This is a genomic window from Terriglobales bacterium, assembly GCA_035573675.1.
Taxonomy (GTDB): Bacteria; Acidobacteriota; Terriglobia; order Terriglobales; family Acidobacteriaceae; genus DATMAB01.
In genome coordinates this window covers 191,975-213,158 of sequence record DATMAB010000027.1, presented here as the reverse complement: position 1 = coordinate 213,158, position 21,184 = coordinate 191,975, and the positions used below count along the sequence as shown (strand labels likewise).

Sequence of the window (21,184 nt, the reverse complement as noted above, 5' to 3'; positions counted from 1 at the left end):
CATGCTGCGAAAGACCCGGCTCTTCACTCCCGGCCCCACGCCTTTGCTGCCCGCGGCGCAGTCCGCCATGGCCGCGGCCGAGATGCATCACCGCACCGCCGCCTTCCGTGCCCTCTTCCGCCGCGTGCTCGACGACCTGCGCGCGTTCATCGGCACGGCCAGCGACGTCGTGGTGCTGGCCGCCTCCGGCACCGGCGCTATGGAAGCCGCCGTCTCCAACCTCACCTCGCCCGGCGACCGCGTCCTGGTGCTCACTGCCGGCAAGTTCGGCGAGCGCTGGTGCGACCTCGCCCGCGCTTTCCGCTGCCAGGTCGAGGTGGTCTCCGCACCCTACGGGGAAACGTTCCCGCTCGATGCCGTCCGCGCCCGGCTCACGCCCGACGTTCGCGCCGTTTTTCTGCAGGCTACGGAAAGCTCCACCGGCGTGCGCCACGACGTGGAAGCCGTGGCCCGCCTCACGCGCGCCAGCGACGCCCTGCTGGTGCTGGACGCCATCACCGGCCTGGGCACGACGCGTTTCGATGTGGATGGCTGGGGCATCGACCTCATCATCGGCGGCTCCCAGAAAGCCGTGATGATCCCGCCCGGCCTCGCCTACCTGGCCGTCAGCGAGCGCGCCTGGCAGCGGATGGAAACCACGCAATCCCCGCGCTACTACTTCGACCTGCGCCAGGAGCGCAAAGCCAACGCCAAGGGCGAATCGGCGTTCACGCCTGCAATCTCGTTGATCGCCGGGCTGGCCGCCGCGCTCGATTACATCCGCGCCTCGGGCGAAGGCGACCTGGCCGCCGGGCGCGCTGCGCTCATCGCCAACGCCGAGCTGGCCGCGGAGATGACCCGTGCCGCCGCCCAGGCGCTCGGCCTCAAGCTGTTCGCCTCCCAGCCCGCCGCTGCGCTCACCGCCATCATGCCGCCCGCCGGCATGGATTCCGGCGTCATCGTCAAGGAGTTCCGCGAGTCGTTCGGCGCTGTGGTGGCCAACGGCCAGGGCGAAATGAAAGGCAAGCTCTTCCGCATCGCCCACCTCGGTTACTACGACTATCTTGATACGGTCGCCGTGCTCGCCGCGCTGGAGCAGGTGTTGCTGCGCGTCGGCGCACCGGTGGAACTCGGCGCCGGCCTGCGTGTCGCCCAGCAAGTCTATTTCCGCGCCGCCGAAACCCACGCCGCAACCAGCGCGCGCTAGAAGCGTTGCCATCTCCTGTCTTTCGGAGGGGCACGGCTTCAGCCGTGCCGTCACAGTGCGGGAGGACATAGGGCTTTAGCCTCTGAGGCAAAAAGAAAGAAAGCAAGACAGGTTCCGCGTCCGTTTTTCGATCAGCGGATCGCTTGCCCAGGCTCCTTCGTGCTGCCTTTGTGTCCTTTGTGGTTGAGCTTTTGGCGTTGAGGTTCGCTCTCGACGAACTCTCCTCAGCCGCGTAACGTATTCTCTGCGCCCATGAAGGTCGTCATTGCCGAAAAAATCTCTCCTGCCGCCCTCGACGTTTTCCGCGCCGAGTCGCGCTGGAAGCTGGTGACGCCGGAAGAGATCACGGACCTCGCCGCCGAAGTCGTGAACGCCGACGCCCTCATCGTGCGCTCGGCGGTGGATGTGGACGCCCGCCTGCTCGAAGCGGCCAAGAAGCTGCGGGTCATCGGCCGCGCCGGCGTGGGTGTGGATAACATCGACCTCGACGCCGCCACCCGCCGCGGCATCGCGGTGATGAACACCCCCGGCGCCAACGCGGTTGCCGTGGCAGAACACACGCTCGGGCTGATGCTGGCGCTCGCCCGCCACCTCGCGCGCGCCGACGCACTCACCCGCGCCGGCAAGTGGGAGAAGAAATCCCTGCAGGGCACCGAGCTGCGCGGCAAGACGCTGGGCATCGTCGGCCTCGGCCGCGTAGGGATGGAGGTCGCGCGCCGCGCCCGCGCCTTCGGCATGCCGCTGCTCGCGCATGACCCGTTCATCTCCACCGCCGTGGCTCGCGAGCTGGGCGTGGAGCTGGAATCGCTGGACGACGTGTTCGCCGCCGCCGACTACCTGACGCTGCACGTCGGCCTGACCCCGCAGACCGCCGGCATGATCAGCGCCGAAGCCATCGCCAGGATGAAAAAAGGCGTGCGCCTCATCAATTGCGCCCGCGGCGAGCTCATCGACGAAGCCGCGCTCGCGGCGGCGCTCCAGTCCGGTCAGGTCGCCGGCGCCGCCCTCGACGTCTTCGCCGAGGAGCCGCCCCGACATTCGCCGCTCCTGGGCCTGGAGAACGTCGTCGTCACCCCGCACATCGCCGGCTCCACGCGCGAGGCGCAGGAAGCCGTGGGCTACCAGATCGCCCTTCAGGTGAAGGAATACCTCAAGCGCGGCGTCATCCAGAACGCCGTCAATGTGCCCTCGGTCTCGCACGAAGAGTACGTCGAGATGCAGCCCTACATCGTTCTGGGCGAGCGCCTGGGCGCCTTCCTCGCCCAGGTGGCCGACGGCAACCTGGAAGAGATTTCGCTGCGCTACAGCGGGGTGCTCGCCGAGTGGAAGACCGACCTCATCCGCAACGCCGCCATCAAGGGCATCCTCAACCAGATGCTGGCCGAAAAGGCCAACCTGGTGAACGCCGCCTCGCTGGCCGCCGAGCGCGGCATCCAGTTGCACGAATCGAAGAAGCAGAAGACTCCCGGCGGCGGCGCCGGCAGCGTGCTTTCCGTCCTGCTCAAGACCAGCGCCGGCGAGCGCCTGGTGAAAGGCGCGGTGCTGCATGGCAACCGGCCGCGCCTGCTGGCCGTGGACGAGATCGACATCGAAGCCCCGCTCGAAGGACACCTCATCTACCTGCGCAACCGCGACGTCCCCGGCGTCATCGGCCGCGTGGGCACCATCCTCGGCCAGCACGGCATCAACATCGCCGATTTCTCCCTCGGCCGCCGCGAGCGCGACGGCAAATCCAGCCAGGCCATCGCCGTGGTCCACGTGGACGACCCCGTTCCTCCGCTGGTGCTGGAAGAATTGCGCACCATCGAGGCCGTCACCGCCGCCCGCGCCATCAAGGTGTAGGGAGCTTGCCGCAGGCGCGCGGCGGACCAGATCACAAGTCACGATTGGAACATTGAGTCATTGACGAGTGCTGCAGCCAATCCTCAATGAACAAATGAACCAATTGTCAATCGTTCTGTGTCTCGGTGGTGAGTGAGCTAGCTCTGGTCTTTTTGCAGCATGCGGCTCTCGGCCAGCAGTCCGATGCTGTGCATCAGGTTCTGCAGGGTGATGATGCCCACCAGGCGCTCCTGCTCCACCACCGGCAGGATGGTCAGGCCGCGGGCGGAGAGCTTGCGGAAGGCCAGGGCGAGGGAATCGTCCCGGCCGGCGATCTCGAACGCCCGGCTCATGATGGACTGCACATAGGCGTTGCCGTTGGCGCGCAGCGCCTCCACGATCTTCTGCCGCGACACCACCCCCACCATGTCGCTGCCGCGCACCACCGGAAAGTCGTCCTGCAGCGTGTGCACCGCCTTGTTCAGCGCGTCCTCCAGCGTGTCTGCCGGCGAGAGCGTCGAGAAGTCGGTGAGCATCACGTCTTCCAGCCGCACCGTCTCCAGCACCGACTGGAACACCATGGTGCGTTCCTCGATCTGCGCCGCGAAAAACAGGAACAGTCCCACCATGGTCAGCCAGTAGTTCCACACCCCGCCCGCCAGCATGAACAGCATGGCGAACACCTGGCCCACCGTCACCGCCACGCGCGTGGCGGGCAGCAGTTCCATGCGTTGCGCCAGCAGCGCCCGCAGCACCCGGCCGCCGTCCAGCGGATACGCCGGCAGCAGGTTCAGCGCCGCCAGGTACAGGTTCACCCATACCAGGCTGCGCAGCAGGTCCCCGGAGTGCAGATATGGACGCTTCCAGATCAACGCCTCCGGCGAGAGCGCCAGCGCCAGCATAATGGCCAGCATCGCGATGCCCAGGCTCACCACCGGTCCGGCCAGGGCCACGGGTATCTCGCGCCGCAACGGCGACGCCGACCGGTTGAAGCTGCTCTCCTCGCTGAAGGACAGTCCGCCGATGGGCAGCAGCAGCGAGACCCTTACCGGCATCCCCACCTGCTGGGCTATCGCCAGGTGGCCCATCTCGTGTGCCAGCACGGAAGCGAAGATCAGCCCCACCAGCGCCAGCCCTCGGCCCACCCCTCCGGCCTGCGGCGCTTCCGTCATCCACACGAACAGCAGCAGGAACAGGAAGGTCAGGTGGATGCGGACCTCGACGCCGAATAAGCGTCCTGCGGGAATCGACCAACTTCTCATGGAAGGACGAGCTTGCGTGCGCTGCGCTTACACCCCCATTGTATACACTTGGACGCGCGCCGGCCGCTTGCGGTTCCGCGGCGCGTCTCCATGCGGGTGATCGCCGGAAGATTTCGCAGCCGCAAACTGGCCGCGCCCCGCGGTCTGAAAGTGCGTCCCACCTCCGACCGCCTGCGCGAGACGTTGTTCAACGTCCTCGCCGCCGGCCCGGGACCGCCGCTCGAGGGAAGCGCCTGGCTCGATCTCTACGCCGGCAGCGGCGCTGTCGGCATCGAAGCCCTCAGCCGCGGCGCGCGGCAGGTGTACTTTGTCGAAGCCGCGCGCGCCGCCGCCCAGTGCATCCGCGCCAACCTGAAGGCGCTCAGCCTCACGCAGGGGTTCGCCGTCTTGGAGGAGGATGTCCTGCCCGCCTTGCGCCGGCTCGACGCTCAGAGTGCGGCCTGCGACTACGTCTTCCTCGATCCACCCTATCGTGAAACCGGGGCGTATGAGCAGACGCTGCGCTTCCTGGCAGGCTCGAAGCTCCTCGGCCCCTCCAGCATCGTCATCGCTGAGCACGACCGCCGCTTCGACCCCGGCGATGCCGTCAGCCGCTTGCGTCGCTTCCGCCGGCTCGATCAGGGCGACACCGTGCTGAGCTTTTACAAGCTCGAATCAGCGTGAGGGGCGTCGATTACGGAGAGCGGAAGGCGGAGAGCGGAAAGCGGAAAGCGAGTAGCATCCGCGGTTACATGAGCAGTTCTTCCGTCCTTCTCGCGATGGGATGCTGCATGGCCGCCAGCTCGTTCTTCACCATGTTGAGCCCGTAGACGCAGCTCTCGAATTCTCTGGCCAGGTGCGCGAACAGCGGCGCCACCTTGGCGTACTCGAAGAACTCGAACTTGCTCACGATGTAGTAGCTCTCCTTGCCCGCCCTCATCCAGTCCACAAAGCTTTCCAGGCGGTGGCGGCGCAGGCGGAAGCGGTTCACCGCCTCCGGAAACATCCCGGTGAAGAACAGCGTGTAGTCGCCGATGTGCTTGCGCACCTGGCGCTCGCGGTCGAACGAGGGCGCCGGGCCGAACACCGGGTCGGACTCCAGCAGCATCTCGCCCACGTCGTCCAGCGGCTTGCCGGCCGCGTTGCGGATCTTGAAGAGCTGCTCCACCTCGGTGAACTCGGTCAGCACGCCCGCTACGTAGTGGCTCAGCTCGACGTTGCGCAGGTTCAGGTCTTCCGAGAACTTGCGCTCCACCAGCTCATGGAAGAACTGCTGCAGCGGATGGGATTCCGGAATCATCGTCGCTCCCCGAAACTGGCCTCCACCTCAGCGTTTAACCGTCTCTTAACCCAATTAGATGTCGCAGGCAAGTATCTTGACGGGGTCGCAGGGTTACCAAAGTGGCTTTGTTGGCAGTTACCGCCCTCGGCTGCCAGCCGAGTTGCGTCCTTGGCGTTTCGGCAGGTGAGCGGAGGTGTCGTGCCCCATGTTTGCGCCACGCTTTTCGACGCAAACGTGGGATCGACGAGCGCCGGCAAACCCGCTACCGCGCCCTGCGCAGCGCCGCCGCCGGCAGCACCGCGTTCATCGAGCCCGTGCGGTAGCCCTCCAGGTCGAGCGTGACGTAGGTGAACCCCAGCGCCTTGAAGATGCGGGTGAACTCCTGCGCCATCTCCGGCGTCAGGGCGCGTGGCATCTCCTCCACCGCGATCTCGATGCGCACCGTCTCGCCATGATGGCGGACGCGGAACTGGCGGAAGTCCAGCGCGCGCAGCGCGTCCTCGCCCTCTTCCACCTGCGCCAGCGCCTCACGCGTGACCGGGCGGCCATACTCGATGCGCGAGGAAAGACACGCCGAAGCCGGCTTCTCCCACACCCGCAGGCCGCTCTGCCGGGCCAGCTCGCGGATCTCCGCCTTGGTCAGCCCGGCGTCCACCAGCGGGGCGGCCACGCCGTGCTGCCGTGCGGCTTGCTGTCCGGGGCGGAAGTCGCCCAGGTCGTCGAGGTTCACTCCGTAGGCGACCGCCTGAAAGCCGCGCTGCTGCCGCAGCCCCTCCAGAACCGTGAACAGCTCGTCCTTGCAATGGAAACAGCGGGCGGCGTCGTTGCGCGCGTACTCCGGCCGGTCGAGTTCTTCGGTGGCAATGATCTCCAGCGGAATGCGCTGCTCTTCGGCAAACGCCACCGCATCCGCGCGGTGCGCCCGCGCCAGCGAGGGAGAATCCGCCAGCACGGCCAGCATCTTCTCGCCCAGCGCCACGCGCGCCGCCCAGGCCAGGAACGCCGAGTCCACCCCGCCCGAGTAGGCCACCAGCAGCGGCCCTAGCCCGCGCAGCTTCCTATCCAGCACTTCGCGTTTGCCGTCCAGACTCACGTGTCTATCTAACCACAGAGGTCACGGAGGAACACAGGGAATCGGGTCTTGGCTTTCAGATGACGAGATGACCAGATGACGACATGACCAGATTTGCTGTTCCCTCGGTCCCTCTGTGTCCTCTGTGGTTAAGACATCGCCGCCCGCAGCACCTCCGGCGCCACATTCGATCCCGTCACCAGCAGCACGACATTCTTTCCCGCGAAGGTGCCATATGTCTGCGCCCCGCTGTTCGGCGCAGACGTGGGAGTCGTGTATTCCTGCAACAGCGCCGCCGTGGTGGCCGCGCCGGCGGGCTCAGCCACCACCTGCTCATCGAGATGCAGGCGGCGGATGGCAGCCAGCATCTCGTCCTCGCTCACCAGAAGCACATCATCGACCAGCTCGCGGAGCTCACGCACGTTTTCTTCCAGCGGGCGGCGCGTGGCCAGGCCGTCGGCGATGGTGTCGCAAGTCTCGGTGGCAATGGCCTTGCCGGCGCGCCAGGAGAGCGTGTACGCCGGGGCCCGCTCGGCCTGCACGCCGATGATCCGGATTCCCGGCTTCAGATGCTTGGCGGCGAAGGCCACGCCGCGGATGAGCGTGGTGTCGCCCATGGGGACGAACAACACGTCGGCGTCCGGCAACTGCTCCAGCGCCTCGCAGGCGATGGTGGCCGTGCCCGGCCGCATGTCCACATCCCGGCCGTCTTCCATGAAGTAAAGCCCGCGCTCGCGCGCGAACAGAGCGGCCCGGTCGAGCGCCTCCACCAGGTCGCGCCCGCCCTCGACAATATGCGCGCCCAGTTCGGCGATGCGCTGTCGCTTGACCGGGTTCGGACCTGCCGGCAGGAACACGGTCGCGGGCACGCCCAGCAGGCGCGCCGCATAAGCGGTGGCCGCGCCATGATTCCCCGTGCTCGCTGCCACCACGCCCGCAACCGGGCCGCGCTCCAGGTTGCACGCCAGCGCCGTGATCGCTCCGCGCGGCTTGAACGAGCCCGTGGGCTGCTCCGACTCCAGCTTGAGAAAGACCCGCGCCCCGGTCGCTCGCGAGAGCGAGACCGCCTCCACCAGCCGGCTCGGCTTCAGATGGCGGCCGACGATCTCCCGAGCACGCTCGACCTCCGACCACCGCAGGCTGGCCACGGCGCTAGAGATGCTCGCTGCTTGCTGCCGGATTCGCCCGTTCTCGCGACTGTCCTTTCGGCCGGCCGATGTGCAGCCCTACTGCCGTCCGGAGTCTATCGGACCCTCCCCCCCGGTATTTTGGCGCAAAATCCTCAAAACACAGGGGTTGTCGAATCTGGTTCAGGCAAAATATTGATGTCAAAGAGCCTAGAGGCAAAATATTCCAGACGAAGGAGTTATTGCCACCGGTCAATTCGACCGACATAAGTATAGCATTTATAGCCATTTGTCAAGAGGAAAAATCACAACGTAGCAGTGGGAAATCATGGATCCGAGGCCTCAGCTTTCGGTTTCGTTCCTTCTTTCGCCCCGCTGGGGCTCGACGGTTGTTTCACGTCGACCCACGGCTGACGCCGTGGGCTACAGTTCTGCCCGCTCCTTCGGAACTGAAATCGGCAAGCCGGTTCCGCTTGGGGTGAAGCCGGTTCCATTTAGCCTCGGCGATCTCTGCGGCCTCTGCGGTGAGAATCTAGAAGATCCGCTCCTGCCGGCGCAGGTTACCGAAGCTGCCGATATTGGCCAGGGTGAAGGCGAAGCGGTACTGGTTCTCGTTGCGTACCTGGCCCAGGGCGAAGCGGCGGTATTCCATGCTCAGCCCGCAGCAGTCCCAGTTGTAGGTGGTCTGGAAGGCGGCGTACTGCAGGAAGTTGAAGTGAGCGTCGAAGCCGATGTTGGCCGCGGTGCTGATGCCCCGCTTGTTGGGATGCCCCCAGCCCGCCAGGAAGCGGAACTGATTGAAGCGGTCGGGCGTGGGCACGCTCCCGGGCACGGAGACGAAGATCTCGCCCGGCGTGCGCAGGTAGGCGTGGCTGAAGCCCAGGAAGAACTCGCGCACGCGGTGGTTCACCAGCGCCGTCGAGGCGTTGATGCGGTTCTCCTTGGGGTCGACGTCGAGGTGCCATTCCACGTCGGTGTTGGGCCCGCGCCGCACCCGCAGCCGCGAAATCACCGGCGAGAAGCGCCGCGGCTCGGTCAGGAAAGCGATGCCGGCGAAATCCACCGAGGTGGTGAACACGTTGCGCTTGCCGTTCACCAGCGCGCCGCCGAAGTCCTCGTTGAAGAAATATTTCTGCGCCACCTCCCAGGTGACCACTTCGCGGGCCTCGGCCGGGCCGCAGTCTTCTTCTTCGAGGGCCACCTGCGGCCGTTCCCCGAACACGTCCTCCTCGTAGGAGGGCCCGCTGACCTGGGGCAGCGCGGGGCAATCCGGCCGCGGCTCCACCCGCTTGGCGTAGAAGCGCTGCACTACGCCATATTCGATTTCGGCGGTGTCGCTCAGGATGTCGCGGGCGTCGAAGCGGATGATGTTGGGAAAGGCGTTGACGCCGCTCACGCGCCGAAAGATCACCCTGGGCTCGACCACGTGCTTGAGCTTCGCGCCCCGCACCGGCCGCTCGAAGATGCGCCCCAGCGCCGGCGGACGCACCTCCAGCACGGTCTCGAGCGCGCGCCGGTTCACGGCTTCATCGGTCGTGGAAAGTGTTCCGCCGGTCAGGACTTGCCGCTCCGTGTAGTACGTCGTGCGCAACGCCACCTCGGGACGGAACGACCACCCCTTGTGATGCAGGGGAAGCGAAGCCCGAGGGTAGATATCGAAGCGGCCTACCATGTCGCTGGTGCGGAAGGCCGGCTCCTTGCGCGACAGGCCGCCCAGTGAGGTATCCAGCGACCAGTACACGGGCGAGCCGCCCAGCTTCTGGTCCACGGTCGAGACTTCCACGCTGGGCGCGTGCCAAATAGTGACCACGTCGCCGGGCGTGGTGCTCTGGAAGTTCTGGTAGCGGGCGGCAAAACCGTTGAAGAAGAAGCCGTTCCAGTCCTTGGAGAGGAAGGTCTTGGACTTCACCTCCGAGTTCACCGCCTGCGAGAAGGTCTCCGTGAAGGCCAGGCGGAAAACGAAGGAGCTGAGGTAGTTCAGGTCGGCCACGCCGCGGAAGCCGCGCGGGAAGTGGCCCTCAGCGTTGAAGCGGACGTCCTGGCCGTCCTGGTCCTGGCGGTCGAGCACGCCGTAGTAGCTGGCATAGACGCGCGAGGTCTGGCTGGGGCGGGCGCGGAATTCGCCGTGCTGCGCCCACCCGCGCTCGGACCAGTATTCGGCGCCCACGGTCGCGTCCGCGCTGCGATTGATGGCCCAATAGACCGATTCGCCCAGGATCGTTCCCTTGCGCGAGGACGTTCCAAACGTGGGCACCTGGAAGCCGGAGCGCCGCTTCACCCGGCCCACCGGATGCTGCGCGTAGGGGAAGTAGAACACCGGCACTTTCTTGACGCGGAAGGTGCTGTTGTAGATGCGCGCCGTCTCGTCGACCTCAATGACGGCGCGCGCGGTGTGGAAGCTCCAGCGCGGATCCGGCATCTCGCAGGAGGTCACCATGCCGCTGTGGACGATGAAGCGCCTGGGGCCGGTCTTTTCCACCCGTCGTCCGCGGAAGGCGAAGGGGTTGGTGGTGGTCAGCGTGATGCTGCGACCAGTCAGCCGGACGCCGATGGTGCCGGAGACGTCTTCGAACTCCCCGGTCTCGGTGCGCAGGTTGTAGGTGGCGCGCGTGGCTTCGATGTGCTCGGCGTGGGGGCCGCCCTCGAGCCGAACGTTGCCTTCGGCCGTGGCCTGGCCGGTGGCGGCGTCGTAGGAGACGCGGTCGGCGCGCAGAACGAAGTCGCCGTAGAGGATCTCGACCTCGCCGCGCAGCTCGAACCGCTCGCCGGACTTTTCCTGCTCGCGGGCGCGCAGGATGACGCTCTCGCCCTCGGGCGCACTCCCGGAAGCCGGTTCCTGGCCGGCGGAGGACGGTTCGGGCGGTGACTGGCTGGTAAACACCGGAGTAGCGAGAAGCAGATGACAGAGAAGGACCGCCGTGATATGAAAACGAGTGCGGCGCGTCATGGGAAGCGCTCGAAGGTAGCACGGCCGAATGCCGCGCGCCAAACCGCTTCCCCGGCACGCACGCGGCTCTCGGCGGCTTTTCCCAATCTGCTCATGGCCTGTCCGCGCTGCGGAGACCCGTGCACCTGCGGCTTCACGCAGGAGGGCACGGATGCCGGCTCCCACGTCGCCGTCCTGATCGACCCGGAAGATTACACGCCCAGCGAAGAGAGCTTCGCGGCATCGCTCGAAGGGGAAGCCCTGGAGGGAGCGCGCGCCGAGCAGTTCGCCGGCGCCACCTCCGCCTTCGAAGCCGACCAGATCCTGGAGACGGGCAGCGCGCCTGCGGCGACCGCCGCCCGGGACACGCCGGTGACGCCGCTCATGGCTGCCGCCACGCCGGTCACCGCGACCGCCACGGCGCAGGACCTCTATCGCTCGGCTCCGCCGAATGGCGCCGACTGGCGGCAGGAAGTGGCTTCGCGCCTCCACGCCTACCGGTCGCGCCGGCGGCGGCGCGCCGAGAACGCCTCACTCAGCCTGAATTTCGAGGCGGAAGGCGCTGCCCCCGAAGCGCCCAACGTCATCGTCTTCCCGCGCCTGCAGGTGGCCGCGGGCCCGGCCGCGCGCGTGGAGTATCGCGCGCCGGGAGTCCCGGAGCCGCCTCCAGTCCCTGCGCCCAGCGTCCCGGTTGCTGAAACCGAGGAGCTGGCAGAGCCGGTCGCTGACGCGCCCCAGATCCTGGAAGCGCCGCCCGTCGAGGAAGCCGCCGAAGCCGTCTCTTCGGAGTTGGCGCTGGCCCTGGAGACGGACGAAGCGCCGCTGCCCGCTGACGCCGAGAACATCGACCTGCCGCTGCCGGTCGCTCCCATCGAGCTGCGCCTGTTCGCCGCCCTGGTGGATGTGCTGGTCGTGCTGGTAGCCACCGTCCTGTTCGCCGCCGTCTTCCTGCAGATTGCCGGGACGCCGCCCGCGGGCAAGCTGCTGCTGGCAGCGCTCTTGGCCGTGCCCACCGCCTTCTGGTGCCTCTACCAGTATCTGTTCCTGGTCTACGGCGGGACCACGCCGGGTATGCGCGTGGCCCGCCTGGAGCTGCGCACCTTCGAGGGCGAGCGGCCGTGGCGCGTCGAGCGGCGCAACCGGGCGCTGGCCGTGGTGGTCTCCTGCATCTCGCTCGGCCTAGGGTTTCTGTGGTCGCTGGTGGATGAGGACTCGCTCGCCTGGCACGACCGCATTACGCGGACGTTCTTGATCGCGCCGGACTAGACGTCCATCACTCTCCCGTAGAGACGTTGTGTGCAACGTCTCTGAGACGCAGCAAGCCGCGTCTCTCCATGGCGCTGAGTGCGGCCCACAGTTTTCTTCCGCAGTCGCGGAGACGTTGCAAGCAACGTCTCTGCAAAGAGGGTATTCGATGGCGCTTCCAGTTTTCTTTCCGCGGCGATTTGCGTTCTAATGCTGCGGCCATGGAGTTCCCTGTCCGCTTTGCCTACACGAACGCGCTGGCTGCCGCCGTAGGCCAGGAAGGGCTGCGGCCGGCCGATCTCGATGCCGGCGCGGCTGCTTCCGCGGTGAAGGCGTTCCGCAAGCGCGCGGATTCAGGAGACGTTGGATTCCCGTGGTTGCCCGAAGACCGCGCCGTCCTGCGCGCGGTCACGGAGTTCGCCGACGACCTGCGTCCCGCGATTGACGATGTGTTGGTAGTCGGCATTGGCGGCTCGGCGCTGGGCGCCTACGCCCTGGACGTCGCCATGCGCGGACCGCATCCGGTGCAGATCACCCGCAAGGGGAAGCGAGGTGCGCCGCGCCCGCGCCTGGTGGTGCTGGACAACATCGATCCGGGTTTCGTGGCCGCGGCGCTCGCGCGGTTGAACCCGCGGCGCACCGCCGCGTGCGTGATCGCCAAGTCGGGTTCGACTGCGGAGACGCTTTCCACCTTCATGATCGTGCGCCGCTGGATGGTGAAAGCCATGGGGCGCAAGGCGCGGGCGCGCATCATCGCGGTCACGGACCCGCACAAGGGCGACCTGCTGACCATCGCCAAAGAAGAGCAATACCCGCTGTTCTTCGTCCCGCCCAACGTGGGCGGACGCTTCAGCGTGCTTTGCCCCGTGGGGCTGCTGCCGGCCGCGCTCTGCGGGCTCGATGTCGGCAAGCTGCTGCGCGGGGCGCGCGATGCGAATGCCCTGTGCTGGTCAGAAAAGATGGCAGAGAATCCGGCGCTGGCTGCGGCCGTGCTCCATCACGGCCTCCACACCAAGAAGCGAAAATCCATCGAGGTGGTCTTCGCGTATTCCTCCTATCTGTGGGGAGCGGCCTTCTGGTACCGGCAGCTCTGGGCGGAAAGCCTGGGCAAGCGCGTGAACCGCAAGGGCGAGGTGGTCGAGACCGGGCAGACGCCGGTGGCGGCACTGGGCGTCACCGACCAGCACTCGCAGCTCCAGCTCTACATGGAAGGGCCGCGGGACAAGATGGTGACCTTCTGGGAAGTGGAGCGCCCGCGCGTCGAGGTATCCATCCCGCGCGATTTCCGCCAGCGCGACTCCTGCGGGTACCTGGGCGGCAAGAAGCTTTCGGCCTTGTTCCGCGCGGAACGATGGGCCACGCAAGCGGCGCTGACCGCGGCCGGGCGTCCCAACTGCCGCTGGAAGCTCGAGCGCGTGGACGAATACACGGTCGGCGCGCTGTTCCAGATGCTGATGTTCCAGACCGCCTTCGCGGGCGAACTCTACGGAGTGGATGCTTTCGACCAGCCCGGAGTCGAGCTGGGCAAGAAGATGACCTACGGGCTGATGGGGCGCAAGGGATATGAGGAGTACGCCAAGGGACTGCGGGAGACGAAAGGCCAGCCCCAGGATTGACAAGGATGAACACGGATCAAGTGCGGGTACTTCCGGGTCCGCAGTGGGCGCACTACCCAGAGATCATCAAATCCCTCTGCTAACATCGTTCCGTGCCCCGTGAAAACAAGGTTCGCGTCCGCTTTGCGCCCTCTCCCACCGGACATCTGCACGTGGGCAACGCCCGCACGGCGCTGTTCAACTGGCTGTTCGCGCGGCAGAAGCGCGGCACGTTCATCCTGCGCATCGAAGACACCGATCTGGAGCGCAGCGAGGCCCGCTTCGAAGACCTGATTTACGACGACCTGCGCTGGCTCGGACTGGACTGGGACGAGGGTCCGGACGTGGGCGGGCCGCACGCGCCCTACCGGCAGTCCGAGCGGCTGGAGCTTTACCGGCAAAACGCCGAGCGGCTGCTTGCGGAGGGCAAGGCGTATCTCTGCTTTTGCACGCCGGAGGAGCTGGAGCGCGAGCGGCAACGGGCCATCGCAGAGCATCTTCCGCAACATTATTCGGGCAAGTGCCGGACGATCGATGCAGGGGAATCGAAGCGTCGCCGCGCCGCGGGCGAAGCGGCCGCGATCCGGCTACTGATTCCAGAGCATCCAATCCGCTTCCATGATCTGGTACGCGGCGACGTGGAGTTTGCGCACGAGGCCGTGGGCGACCCCATCATCCTGCGCTCCAACGGCATGCCGGTCTACAACTATGTGGTGGTGATCGACGACGCCGCCATGCAGATCACGCACGTCATCCGCGGCGACGACCACCTTTCGAACACGCCCAAGCAGGTGGCGCTCTATGAGGCGCTGGGCTGGCCGGTGCCCGAGTTCGCGCATCTTTCGACGATTCTGGGCGGCGACCGCGAGCGGCTCTCCAAGCGCCACGGCGCGACTTCGATCGAAAACTTCCGCAGCATGGGGGTGCTGCCGGAAGCGCTCATGAACTACCTGGCCCTGCTGGGCTGGGCGCCCTCGGGCGGCGACCGCGAAGTGTTCTCGCGCGAGGAACTTGTGAAAGAGTTTCAGCTCGAGCGCGTGACGCCATCGCCTGCGGTCTTCGACATGGACAAGCTCAACTGGCTGAACCGGCACTACGTGAAACAGAGCCCGAGTGACCGCATCGTGGAGCTGGCGCTGCCGTTCTTTGTGACGGCAGGCTTGCTGCCGGAGCAGCCGGATGCAGCCGCGCGGGCGTGGTTTCAAAAGCTGGTCGAGCTGCTGGCGCCGTCCGTGGATCGGCTGGAGCAATTGCCGGAGCGAGCGGCGTTCATTTTTCGCTACGACGCCGCGGCGGCGCTGGCCTCGCCGGACAACGCCGAGGTCCTGGCGCTGGAGAAGGCCAAGGCGGTGATGGAAGCGTTTGCGCGACGCATGATGCAGGAGGCCGGCCCGATGACCGCCGAGCGCTTCAATGCGATGGTCAACGAGATCAAAACCGAGACCGGAGCCAAAGGCAGGGAATTGTTCCATCCCATCCGCATCATCCTGACCGGGTCGCATTCCGGGCCAGCCTTCGACAAGCTGGTGCCCATCCTGGAAGAGGGCAGTGCGCTCGACCTTCCGCAACATGTCAAGAGCGTGGGGGAGCGGGCGGAGGCGTTCGCCAAGACCACGGCCTCGAAGTAGCGGCAGTCGCGGTCCGAGCGGATCGGACACTTGCTCCTAAACAAGCGCCGGCTGGCGGTCACATTCGTGTCCGGCAGCCCGACCCTGCGGCTAGGGTTCTTGCCGGGTGGCGCCGACTTCGGCGATGACTTCTTTGAGCACGGGAGCGCCGTTCTCGTAGGCGACGCGGACCAGGCGGGTGCGGTACTTGTAGTTGCGCAGGACGGCGGAGGCGACCTCGAACTCGCGGAACGAGCCCACCATGCCCCATTGCCCCTTCTTCTGGGCCCAAAGCTCGTATTGGTGGGAGTTGGACATCCGTTGTCAGTGGCCAGGGGTCAGGTGTCAGTAAGGGCGAAGCGAAACGAGAGGATACGGCGGCGGGCTGTGGAATGTCCAGACTTCGTTGGTGCCGTGCCTGCGGCGCTCGAACGTTGTCCTTTGGTCACCCAGCACTTCCGTGCTGAGCTAACGAATGACGTCCCTGGCGGGACTTGGATTTGCCGACCGCAGGCCTGAAGGCCTGCTCCCCGCAATCATCGTGCTAGCTGACGAATGGCAGTCCGCATGGGACGGACTGGAGTGAGAAACTTTCGGCAGCGGCTAAAGCCGGTCTCCTATGCATCTCAGACGGCACGGCTGAAGCCGTACCCTGATACGAAGCAGGATCGGCATCGGCTAATTCTCGCCTCCGTGTCTCCGTGGTGAGGTCTTTCGCCAGGCACGAGCCACTGACCCCTAGCCACTGTCTTACTCTTCTTCTTCCTTGATTTCGCCGCGTTCGGCCTTGGCCTGGGCGATGATCTTTTCCTGGAGATGGGCGGGGACGATGTCGTAGTGGTCCATCTCCATGGTGAAGGAGCCGCGGCCCTGGGTCATGGAGGTGAGGTCGGTGCCGTAGGTGAGCATCTCGGCCATGGGGCATTCGGCGCGGATGATGGTCTTGCCGGCCTTGTTGTCCATGCCCTGGATGCGGCCGCGGCGCGAGTTGAGGTCGCCCATGATAGAGCCGGCGAACTCGTCGGGCACGGTGATCTCCACCTTCATGATGGGTTCGAGCAGCGTGGGCTTGGCCTGCTCCATGGCCTTGCGGAAGGCCAGGCGGCCGGCAATCTTAAACGACAGTTCATTGGAATCGACGTCGTGGTAGGAACCGTCGTAGAGGATGACGCGGAAATCCACCACGGGATATCCAGCCAGGTAGCCGCGCTCGGCGGCCTCGATGATGCCCTTCTCGACGGCGGGAATGAAGTTCTTGGGGATGGCGCCGCCGAAGATCTCATTGACGAACTCGAACTTGCCGCCGCGGGGCAGGGGCTCCATCTTGATCTTGCAGTCGCCGAACTGGCCGTGGCCGCCGGTCTGCTTCTTGTGGCGGCCGTGGGCGTCCGCCTTGCCGCGGATGGTCTCGCGGTAGGGCACCTTGGGCGCCTTCAGGTTGACCTCGGTGTGATAGCGCTTCTTAAGCTTGGCGACGATGACCTCGACGTGCTGCTGCCCGGCGCCCGCCAGCAGGAACTCCTTGGTCTGCGGGTCGCGGAAGAAGCGGACCATCAGGTCTTCTTCCTGCAATTTGTGGATGCCGGTGGAGAGCTTGTCTTCGTCGGCGCGGCTCTTGGGCTCGATGGCGAAAGTAACGGCGGGCTCGGGCAGCACGACCTTGGGGTATTGGATGGGGCTGGCCTTGTCGCCGAGCGTGTCGAACGTGAAGGTGTCGCGCAGCTTGGCGACGCCGCCGATGTCGCCGGCGTGCAGCGCGGCGATGGCCTTGGCCTCCTTGCCCTGCATGACGGAGATGTGCGACATCTTCTCGCTCGAGCCGCGCGTGAAGTTCTGCACCGTGGCTTCCGAATGCAGCACGCCGGAGACGACCTTGAAGTACGAGATGCGGCCGGCGAAAGGGTCGGCGAGCGTCTTGAAGACCTGCAGCGAGAGCGGCTCGGAGTCCGCCATCTTGCGCGTGGCGGGCTCGCCGTTGCCGCTCGGAACCGCCGCCTGGACCGGCGGACGCTCGGCGGGCGAGGGCGGGTATTCGGCGATGAAGTCCAGCAGGCGGTCGGTGCCCACGTTGCCCAGCCCGGAAGCGAACAGCACCGGGAAGACGCGGTGCTCACGGATGGCGTCGCGCAGGCCGCGGGTGAGGTGCTCCTCGGAGAGGGTGCCCTGGTCGAAGAACTCTTCCATCAGGGCGTCGTTGCCTTCGGCGATGAGCTCGACCAGCTTTTCATGCGCGGCCTTGGCGGCCTCAGCCAGGCCGGCGGGGATGTCGCCTTCCTTGCCCTTGCCGCTGCCGCCCAGGTCGTAGGTGTAAGCCTTCATGCGGACCAGGTCGACGACGCCGGAAAGATTCTTCTCGCTGCCGATGGGAAGCTGCACCGGGACGACAGCGCGGCCGAACGAAGCCGTGAGCGATTCCAGGACGCGGGTGGCGTCGGCGCGCTCGCGGTCCATGCGCGTGGCCACGATGGCGCGCGGCAGCTCGCGGTGCTCGGCGTAGCCCCATACACGCTCGGTCACCACCTCGACGCCGGAGACGCCGTCCACTACCACCAGAGCGGATTCGGCGGGCAGGGCGAGGGCGATCTCGGCTTCGTGCACGAACATGTTGAAGCCCGGGGTGTCCAGGAGATTGATCTTCTTCCCCGCCCACTCGGCATAGGCCACGCCGGTGGAAATCGACATCCGGCGGGCAATCTCTTCTTCATCGTGGTCGGTGACGGTGGAGCCCTCATCGACGCGGCCCAGGCGCTGGGTGGAGCCGGCGGTATAGAGCATGGCGGCCACCAGCGAGGTCTTGCCGGCATGGGAGTGTCCGACTACGGCCAGGTTGCGTAGGTTGGCGGTTTCGTAGACCTTCACGCACTGCTCCTTTTTCGGCCATCCCTTGGATTGTGGAGCACTGGGGCTGGCAGGAGGCCGCGTCCCACAGGCCCGCGGCCGGAGGGTTATCGAAACGACGATGCTAACACACGGGAAAAAAGAGGCTCAAGGCGAAGACCATGCACCGCCGAGAACGCGGGGTAATTACGCGTCCCTCTGCGCACTCGGCGGTGAAATCTTTTTTCAATGCTAAAATCCACTGCCGCGTCCCGCTCGTACTGAGGAGGAATCCGGATTCCGAAGGGAGGCAATTCCATGCTCAAGAGATCCGTATCACTCGCGCTGTGCGTGCTGCTGGTGAGCTCGACGCTGGCCGTGGCGGCGCCGCAACAGAAGACCGAATCGCTGTACAAACGCCTGGGCGGCTACGACGCGATCGCCGCCGTCACCGACGACTTTCTCAACCGGCTGGCCACCGATCCGCAGATGGGCCGCTTCTTCCAGGGGCTGAGCACCAGCTCGGTGACCAAGACGCGGCAGCACATCGTGGACTTCCTGTGCCAGGCCACGGGCGGACCCTGCGCCTACCACGGCCGCGACATGAAGACCGCGCACGCCGGCCTGAAAATCACCAAGGCGGATTGGGATTTGTCGGTCAAGCTGCTCACGGCCACGCTCGACAAGTTCCAGGTGCCGGCCAAAGAGAAAGGCGAAGTGCTGGCGGCAGTCGGAGGGCTGGAGAAGGACATCGTGGAAGTGAAGTAGCGTGACGACCTAGCGCCGCCGCGGCGGGCGCTGCGATAACGCTGTGTTAAGCACGCGCCGGACTGCGTACGGAAAGCGCTCCGGCGCGTAACCTTTCTGGCGGGAAACAATCTGCTCTGGGGTAGACTCTTGTCTTCGGGTAAGCGTGTGCGACGGCTGACGGCCATCCTGCTGTTCGTGCCGGTGGCGCTGGTGCTGCTGGCGCCTCCGCCTGCGCCCGCCACCGCCGGGGCGGAGCTCGAGCCGGGCATGGCCGGCCCCGGATGTCCGCACGAGCAAGAATCCCGCCAGCCCGGCCCGCCGAGCCGTTCCGAACACTGCTGCCATGACTGTTGCGTCTCTCTGGTGGCGGGAACGGTCGAGCCCACGCTGCAGTTGGCCGGGTCGCCGGTTCTCGAAGAACCGCTCCACGTCGGCGTTTCGGCGGCGCCCCCCGCCGAGCCGGAGGCCCCCTCGCTCTCCGAACGCGGACCTCCCGCAGCTTCCTCCTGCTGAAATCCCCAACCAGAGCTTGGTCCGAGGAGGAAGCATGCACGCCTGTTTCCGGCGAGGCTGCGTCATCGTCTTTCTGCTTTGTTGCGCGGAAGCGTTCGCGCACGACAGTGAACCCATCAACACAGAGTTCGCGGCGCCTTTTGCCCGCGGCAGCGGGAACCTGCAGTTCGGGGCGCAGTACTTCCGCGACCAGCCGGTGTATGACGCGGTCCCGGTGGAGTTCGAGTGGGGCTTCGCGCCCCGCATGCAGTTCTCCATCGCAACGCCGCTCACGCGGCGGAAGGAGGACGGCCGCACCGACATCCGACCGGGCAATGTGGAGATCGCCTACCGTTACCTGCTGGCGGGCGGAAGCCACCGTAAGTTTGCGGTGTCCATCAATCCCGAGGCCAAGCTGCCGACGGGCGACAAGCGGGTCGCCGAGCGGGCCTACGAACTGGGCGCGGCCATCCACATCGACACCCACCTGCTGCGCCGGCTGTGGACCCACACTAACCTGGGTTACGAGACGCCAGTGGCGCGCTTCGAGGAAAAGGAGAAGACGTTCTTCTACCGCTTTGCGGCCATGTTTCACGTATCAAAGCGGGTGCAGCCGGTGCTCGAAGTGGTGGGCGAGCGCGAGTTCAGCGAAGGAGTCACCCGGCTGGCCATCGTGCCGGAGGTGATCTTGGCCCTGAATCACCACTGGGAGATCAAGGCGGGCGTGCCACTGGGCGCGACTCGACACACGCCCGACGCAGGCTTGCAGGTTCAGATCACGTGGAAGTTCGGGAAGCACGACGCGCGCCAGTGAGGGCCCTGGCCGCCAAGCCGAGGTGACCTGACGCCGCCCGCGCGCATCCATTACTATGAAAGGCGTGGGGGACGGCTTCCTGCGTCCAGCTTTCCTGAGAGGTCGAGAGGCAATGGTTCAGAAGCAACGGGTTCTCTTCCTGGTTTTGACCCTGGTGTTGGCGGTTGCCGCAGTGGCACAACAGGCCGCGGTGACTCCGGTGAGCGCGGCGCTGAAGCCGCCCAAGGGCGCGAAGGTCGCCATCGTGGTCTTCGAAGACCTGCAGTGCCCGGACTGCCGGCGGGCGGCCCCGCTTTTGGCCGAGGCGGCGCGCGTCTACAAGATCCCGCTGGTGCGTTACGACTTTCCGCTGCCCATGCACAACTGGAGCTTCGACGCGCACGTGTTCGCGCGCTACTTCGATACCAAGTCCAAGAAACTGGGCGACGAGTTCCGCGAGTTCATCTTCCAGAACCAGCCGCAGATCACGCGCGAGAACCTGCGCAGCTTCGCCGACCGCTTCGCCGCCGAGCACAAGACGCCGCTGCCCTTCCTGGTGGATCCGCGGGGCGAGCTGGCCGCCAAGGTGAAGGCCGACTACACGCTGGGGCAGCGCACCGGCGTCTCGCACACGCCGACCATCTACGTGGTGAGCGATACCACGCGCGGCAAGCCGTTCGTCGAGGTGGTGGACCGCTCGGAGCTGTTCACGCTGATCGACGAGATGATCCGGGCGGCCAAATAAAGACTCTCACCGCAGAGACCGCAGAGAGAAGATTTTTCGCCGCGGATTCACGCGGATAAACGCGGATAAGGTGGTGCTAATCACTCGACAACCTTACATTCCCGGTCAAAATCGAGCTTGATAGAGAGTTTGAGAGTCTGGCCGGCCTGCACTTTGACCTTCTTCGGCTTGGATGCGAAGCAGTTGGACTTCACGTCACTGGCAATCACTTCGTATCGGCCGGGGCGGACGCCTTCAAACCTGAAGTTTCCGTTCACGTTGCTTCGAACCTTAGCAATCTCAAGAGTACGCAGATTGATCAGCAAGATGGTGGCATCAGGGAAGATTGCGCCGGTCATTTCCACAACCGTGCCCTCCACTGCGCCAGGACTGGCCTGAGCTGCAGCGGACACAAGCGAAAGCCCGAGCAACGAGCTGATCAAGATCGCACGCACAGTATCAGCCTGTTAGCCTCGTCTGTCTCTGCGCTCTCTGCGGTCTCTGCG

General features: G+C 65.9%; 18 protein-coding genes. 10 read left to right on the top strand and 8 right to left on the bottom strand.

What is annotated here, in order from left to right; all coding sequences use genetic code 11:
• Window position 1: 1 nt before the first annotated feature.
• Both VNK82_13475 and serA read left to right on the top strand, forming a co-directional pair.
• Window positions 2-1,186, top strand: coding sequence for an alanine--glyoxylate aminotransferase family protein (locus tag VNK82_13475; GenBank protein ID HXE91961.1), 1,185 nt, complete (start codon window positions 2-4; stop codon window positions 1,184-1,186).
• A 252-nt stretch (window positions 1,187-1,438) separates the two neighbouring features.
• Window positions 1,439-3,028 carry a phosphoglycerate dehydrogenase gene (gene serA / locus VNK82_13470; protein ID HXE91960.1) on the top strand — a complete coding sequence of 530 codons (1,590 nt, stop codon included), beginning with the start codon at window positions 1,439-1,441 and terminating at the stop codon, window positions 3,026-3,028.
• 137 nt (window positions 3,029-3,165) lie between these two features.
• Here the strand turns inward: serA and VNK82_13465 are convergent, their stop codons facing one another.
• On the bottom strand, window positions 3,166-4,269 hold the full coding sequence (locus tag VNK82_13465; protein ID HXE91959.1) for a site-2 protease family protein: 1,104 nt from the start codon (window positions 4,267-4,269) through the stop codon (window positions 3,166-3,168).
• 90 nt (window positions 4,270-4,359) lie between these two features.
• On the opposite strand from VNK82_13465, the gene rsmD reads away from it, so the two are divergent.
• Entirely contained in the window at window positions 4,360-4,932 is a 573-nt protein-coding gene (gene rsmD / locus VNK82_13460; GenBank protein ID HXE91958.1) for a 16S rRNA (guanine(966)-N(2))-methyltransferase RsmD, read from the top strand.
• Window positions 4,933-4,996: 64 nt separating this feature from the next.
• On the opposite strand, the gene VNK82_13455 is transcribed toward rsmD, so the two are convergent.
• The 4 genes from VNK82_13455 to lptD form a co-directional block, all read right to left on the bottom strand.
• Window positions 4,997-5,548, bottom strand: a complete 552-nt coding sequence (locus VNK82_13455; GenBank protein HXE91957.1) for a hypothetical protein — start codon at window positions 5,546-5,548, stop codon at window positions 4,997-4,999.
• A 244-nt stretch (window positions 5,549-5,792) separates the two neighbouring features.
• Entirely contained in the window at window positions 5,793-6,623 is an 831-nt protein-coding gene (larE, locus tag VNK82_13450) for an ATP-dependent sacrificial sulfur transferase LarE (GenBank protein HXE91956.1), read from the bottom strand.
• A gap of 128 nt (window positions 6,624-6,751) precedes the next feature.
• Entirely contained in the window at window positions 6,752-7,750 is a 999-nt protein-coding gene (locus VNK82_13445) for a pyridoxal-phosphate dependent enzyme (GenBank protein HXE91955.1), read from the bottom strand.
• 511 nt (window positions 7,751-8,261) lie between these two features.
• Window positions 8,262-10,676 (bottom strand): LPS assembly protein LptD, encoded by a 2,415-nt coding sequence (gene lptD / locus VNK82_13440; protein ID HXE91954.1) that lies wholly within the window; start codon window positions 10,674-10,676, stop codon window positions 8,262-8,264.
• A gap of 93 nt (window positions 10,677-10,769) precedes the next feature.
• On the opposite strand from lptD, the gene VNK82_13435 reads away from it, so the two are divergent.
• The 3 genes from VNK82_13435 (at window position 10,770) to gltX (ending at window position 15,123) form a co-directional block, all read left to right on the top strand.
• Window positions 10,770-11,921 carry an RDD family protein gene (locus tag VNK82_13435; GenBank protein ID HXE91953.1) on the top strand — a complete coding sequence of 384 codons (1,152 nt, stop codon included), beginning with the start codon at window positions 10,770-10,772 and terminating at the stop codon, window positions 11,919-11,921.
• A gap of 200 nt (window positions 11,922-12,121) precedes the next feature.
• A complete protein-coding gene (locus VNK82_13430; protein HXE91952.1) occupies window positions 12,122-13,516 on the top strand; it encodes a glucose-6-phosphate isomerase in 1,395 nt (464 codons plus the stop codon).
• Between the two features lie 92 nt (window positions 13,517-13,608).
• A complete protein-coding gene (gene gltX / locus VNK82_13425; GenBank protein HXE91951.1) occupies window positions 13,609-15,123 on the top strand; it encodes a glutamate--tRNA ligase in 1,515 nt (504 codons plus the stop codon).
• A 90-nt stretch (window positions 15,124-15,213) separates the two neighbouring features.
• On the opposite strand, the gene VNK82_13420 is transcribed toward gltX, so the two are convergent.
• Together VNK82_13420 and fusA are read right to left on the bottom strand one after the other, a co-directional pair.
• Window positions 15,214-15,420, bottom strand: a complete 207-nt coding sequence (locus VNK82_13420; GenBank protein ID HXE91950.1) for a hypothetical protein — start codon at window positions 15,418-15,420, stop codon at window positions 15,214-15,216.
• A 432-nt stretch (window positions 15,421-15,852) separates the two neighbouring features.
• Window positions 15,853-17,961, bottom strand: a complete 2,109-nt coding sequence (gene fusA, locus VNK82_13415) for an elongation factor G (protein HXE91949.1) — start codon at window positions 17,959-17,961, stop codon at window positions 15,853-15,855.
• A gap of 276 nt (window positions 17,962-18,237) precedes the next feature.
• On the opposite strand from fusA, the gene VNK82_13410 reads away from it, so the two are divergent.
• From VNK82_13410 to VNK82_13395, 4 genes are all read left to right on the top strand, one after another.
• On the top strand, window positions 18,238-18,687 hold the full coding sequence (locus tag VNK82_13410) for a group 1 truncated hemoglobin (GenBank protein HXE91948.1): 450 nt from the start codon (window positions 18,238-18,240) through the stop codon (window positions 18,685-18,687).
• Window positions 18,688-18,816: 129 nt separating this feature from the next.
• Window positions 18,817-19,182, top strand: coding sequence for a hypothetical protein (locus tag VNK82_13405; GenBank protein ID HXE91947.1), 366 nt, complete (start codon window positions 18,817-18,819; stop codon window positions 19,180-19,182).
• Between the two features lie 34 nt (window positions 19,183-19,216).
• A complete protein-coding gene (locus tag VNK82_13400; GenBank protein ID HXE91946.1) occupies window positions 19,217-19,975 on the top strand; it encodes a hypothetical protein in 759 nt (252 codons plus the stop codon).
• Between the two features lie 112 nt (window positions 19,976-20,087).
• Window positions 20,088-20,699, top strand: coding sequence for a thioredoxin domain-containing protein (locus VNK82_13395; GenBank protein ID HXE91945.1), 612 nt, complete (start codon window positions 20,088-20,090; stop codon window positions 20,697-20,699).
• A gap of 80 nt (window positions 20,700-20,779) precedes the next feature.
• Here the strand turns inward: VNK82_13395 and VNK82_13390 are convergent, their stop codons facing one another.
• On the bottom strand, window positions 20,780-21,133 hold the full coding sequence (locus VNK82_13390; protein ID HXE91944.1) for a carboxypeptidase-like regulatory domain-containing protein: 354 nt from the start codon (window positions 21,131-21,133) through the stop codon (window positions 20,780-20,782).
• Window positions 21,134-21,184: the final 51 nt, after the last annotated feature.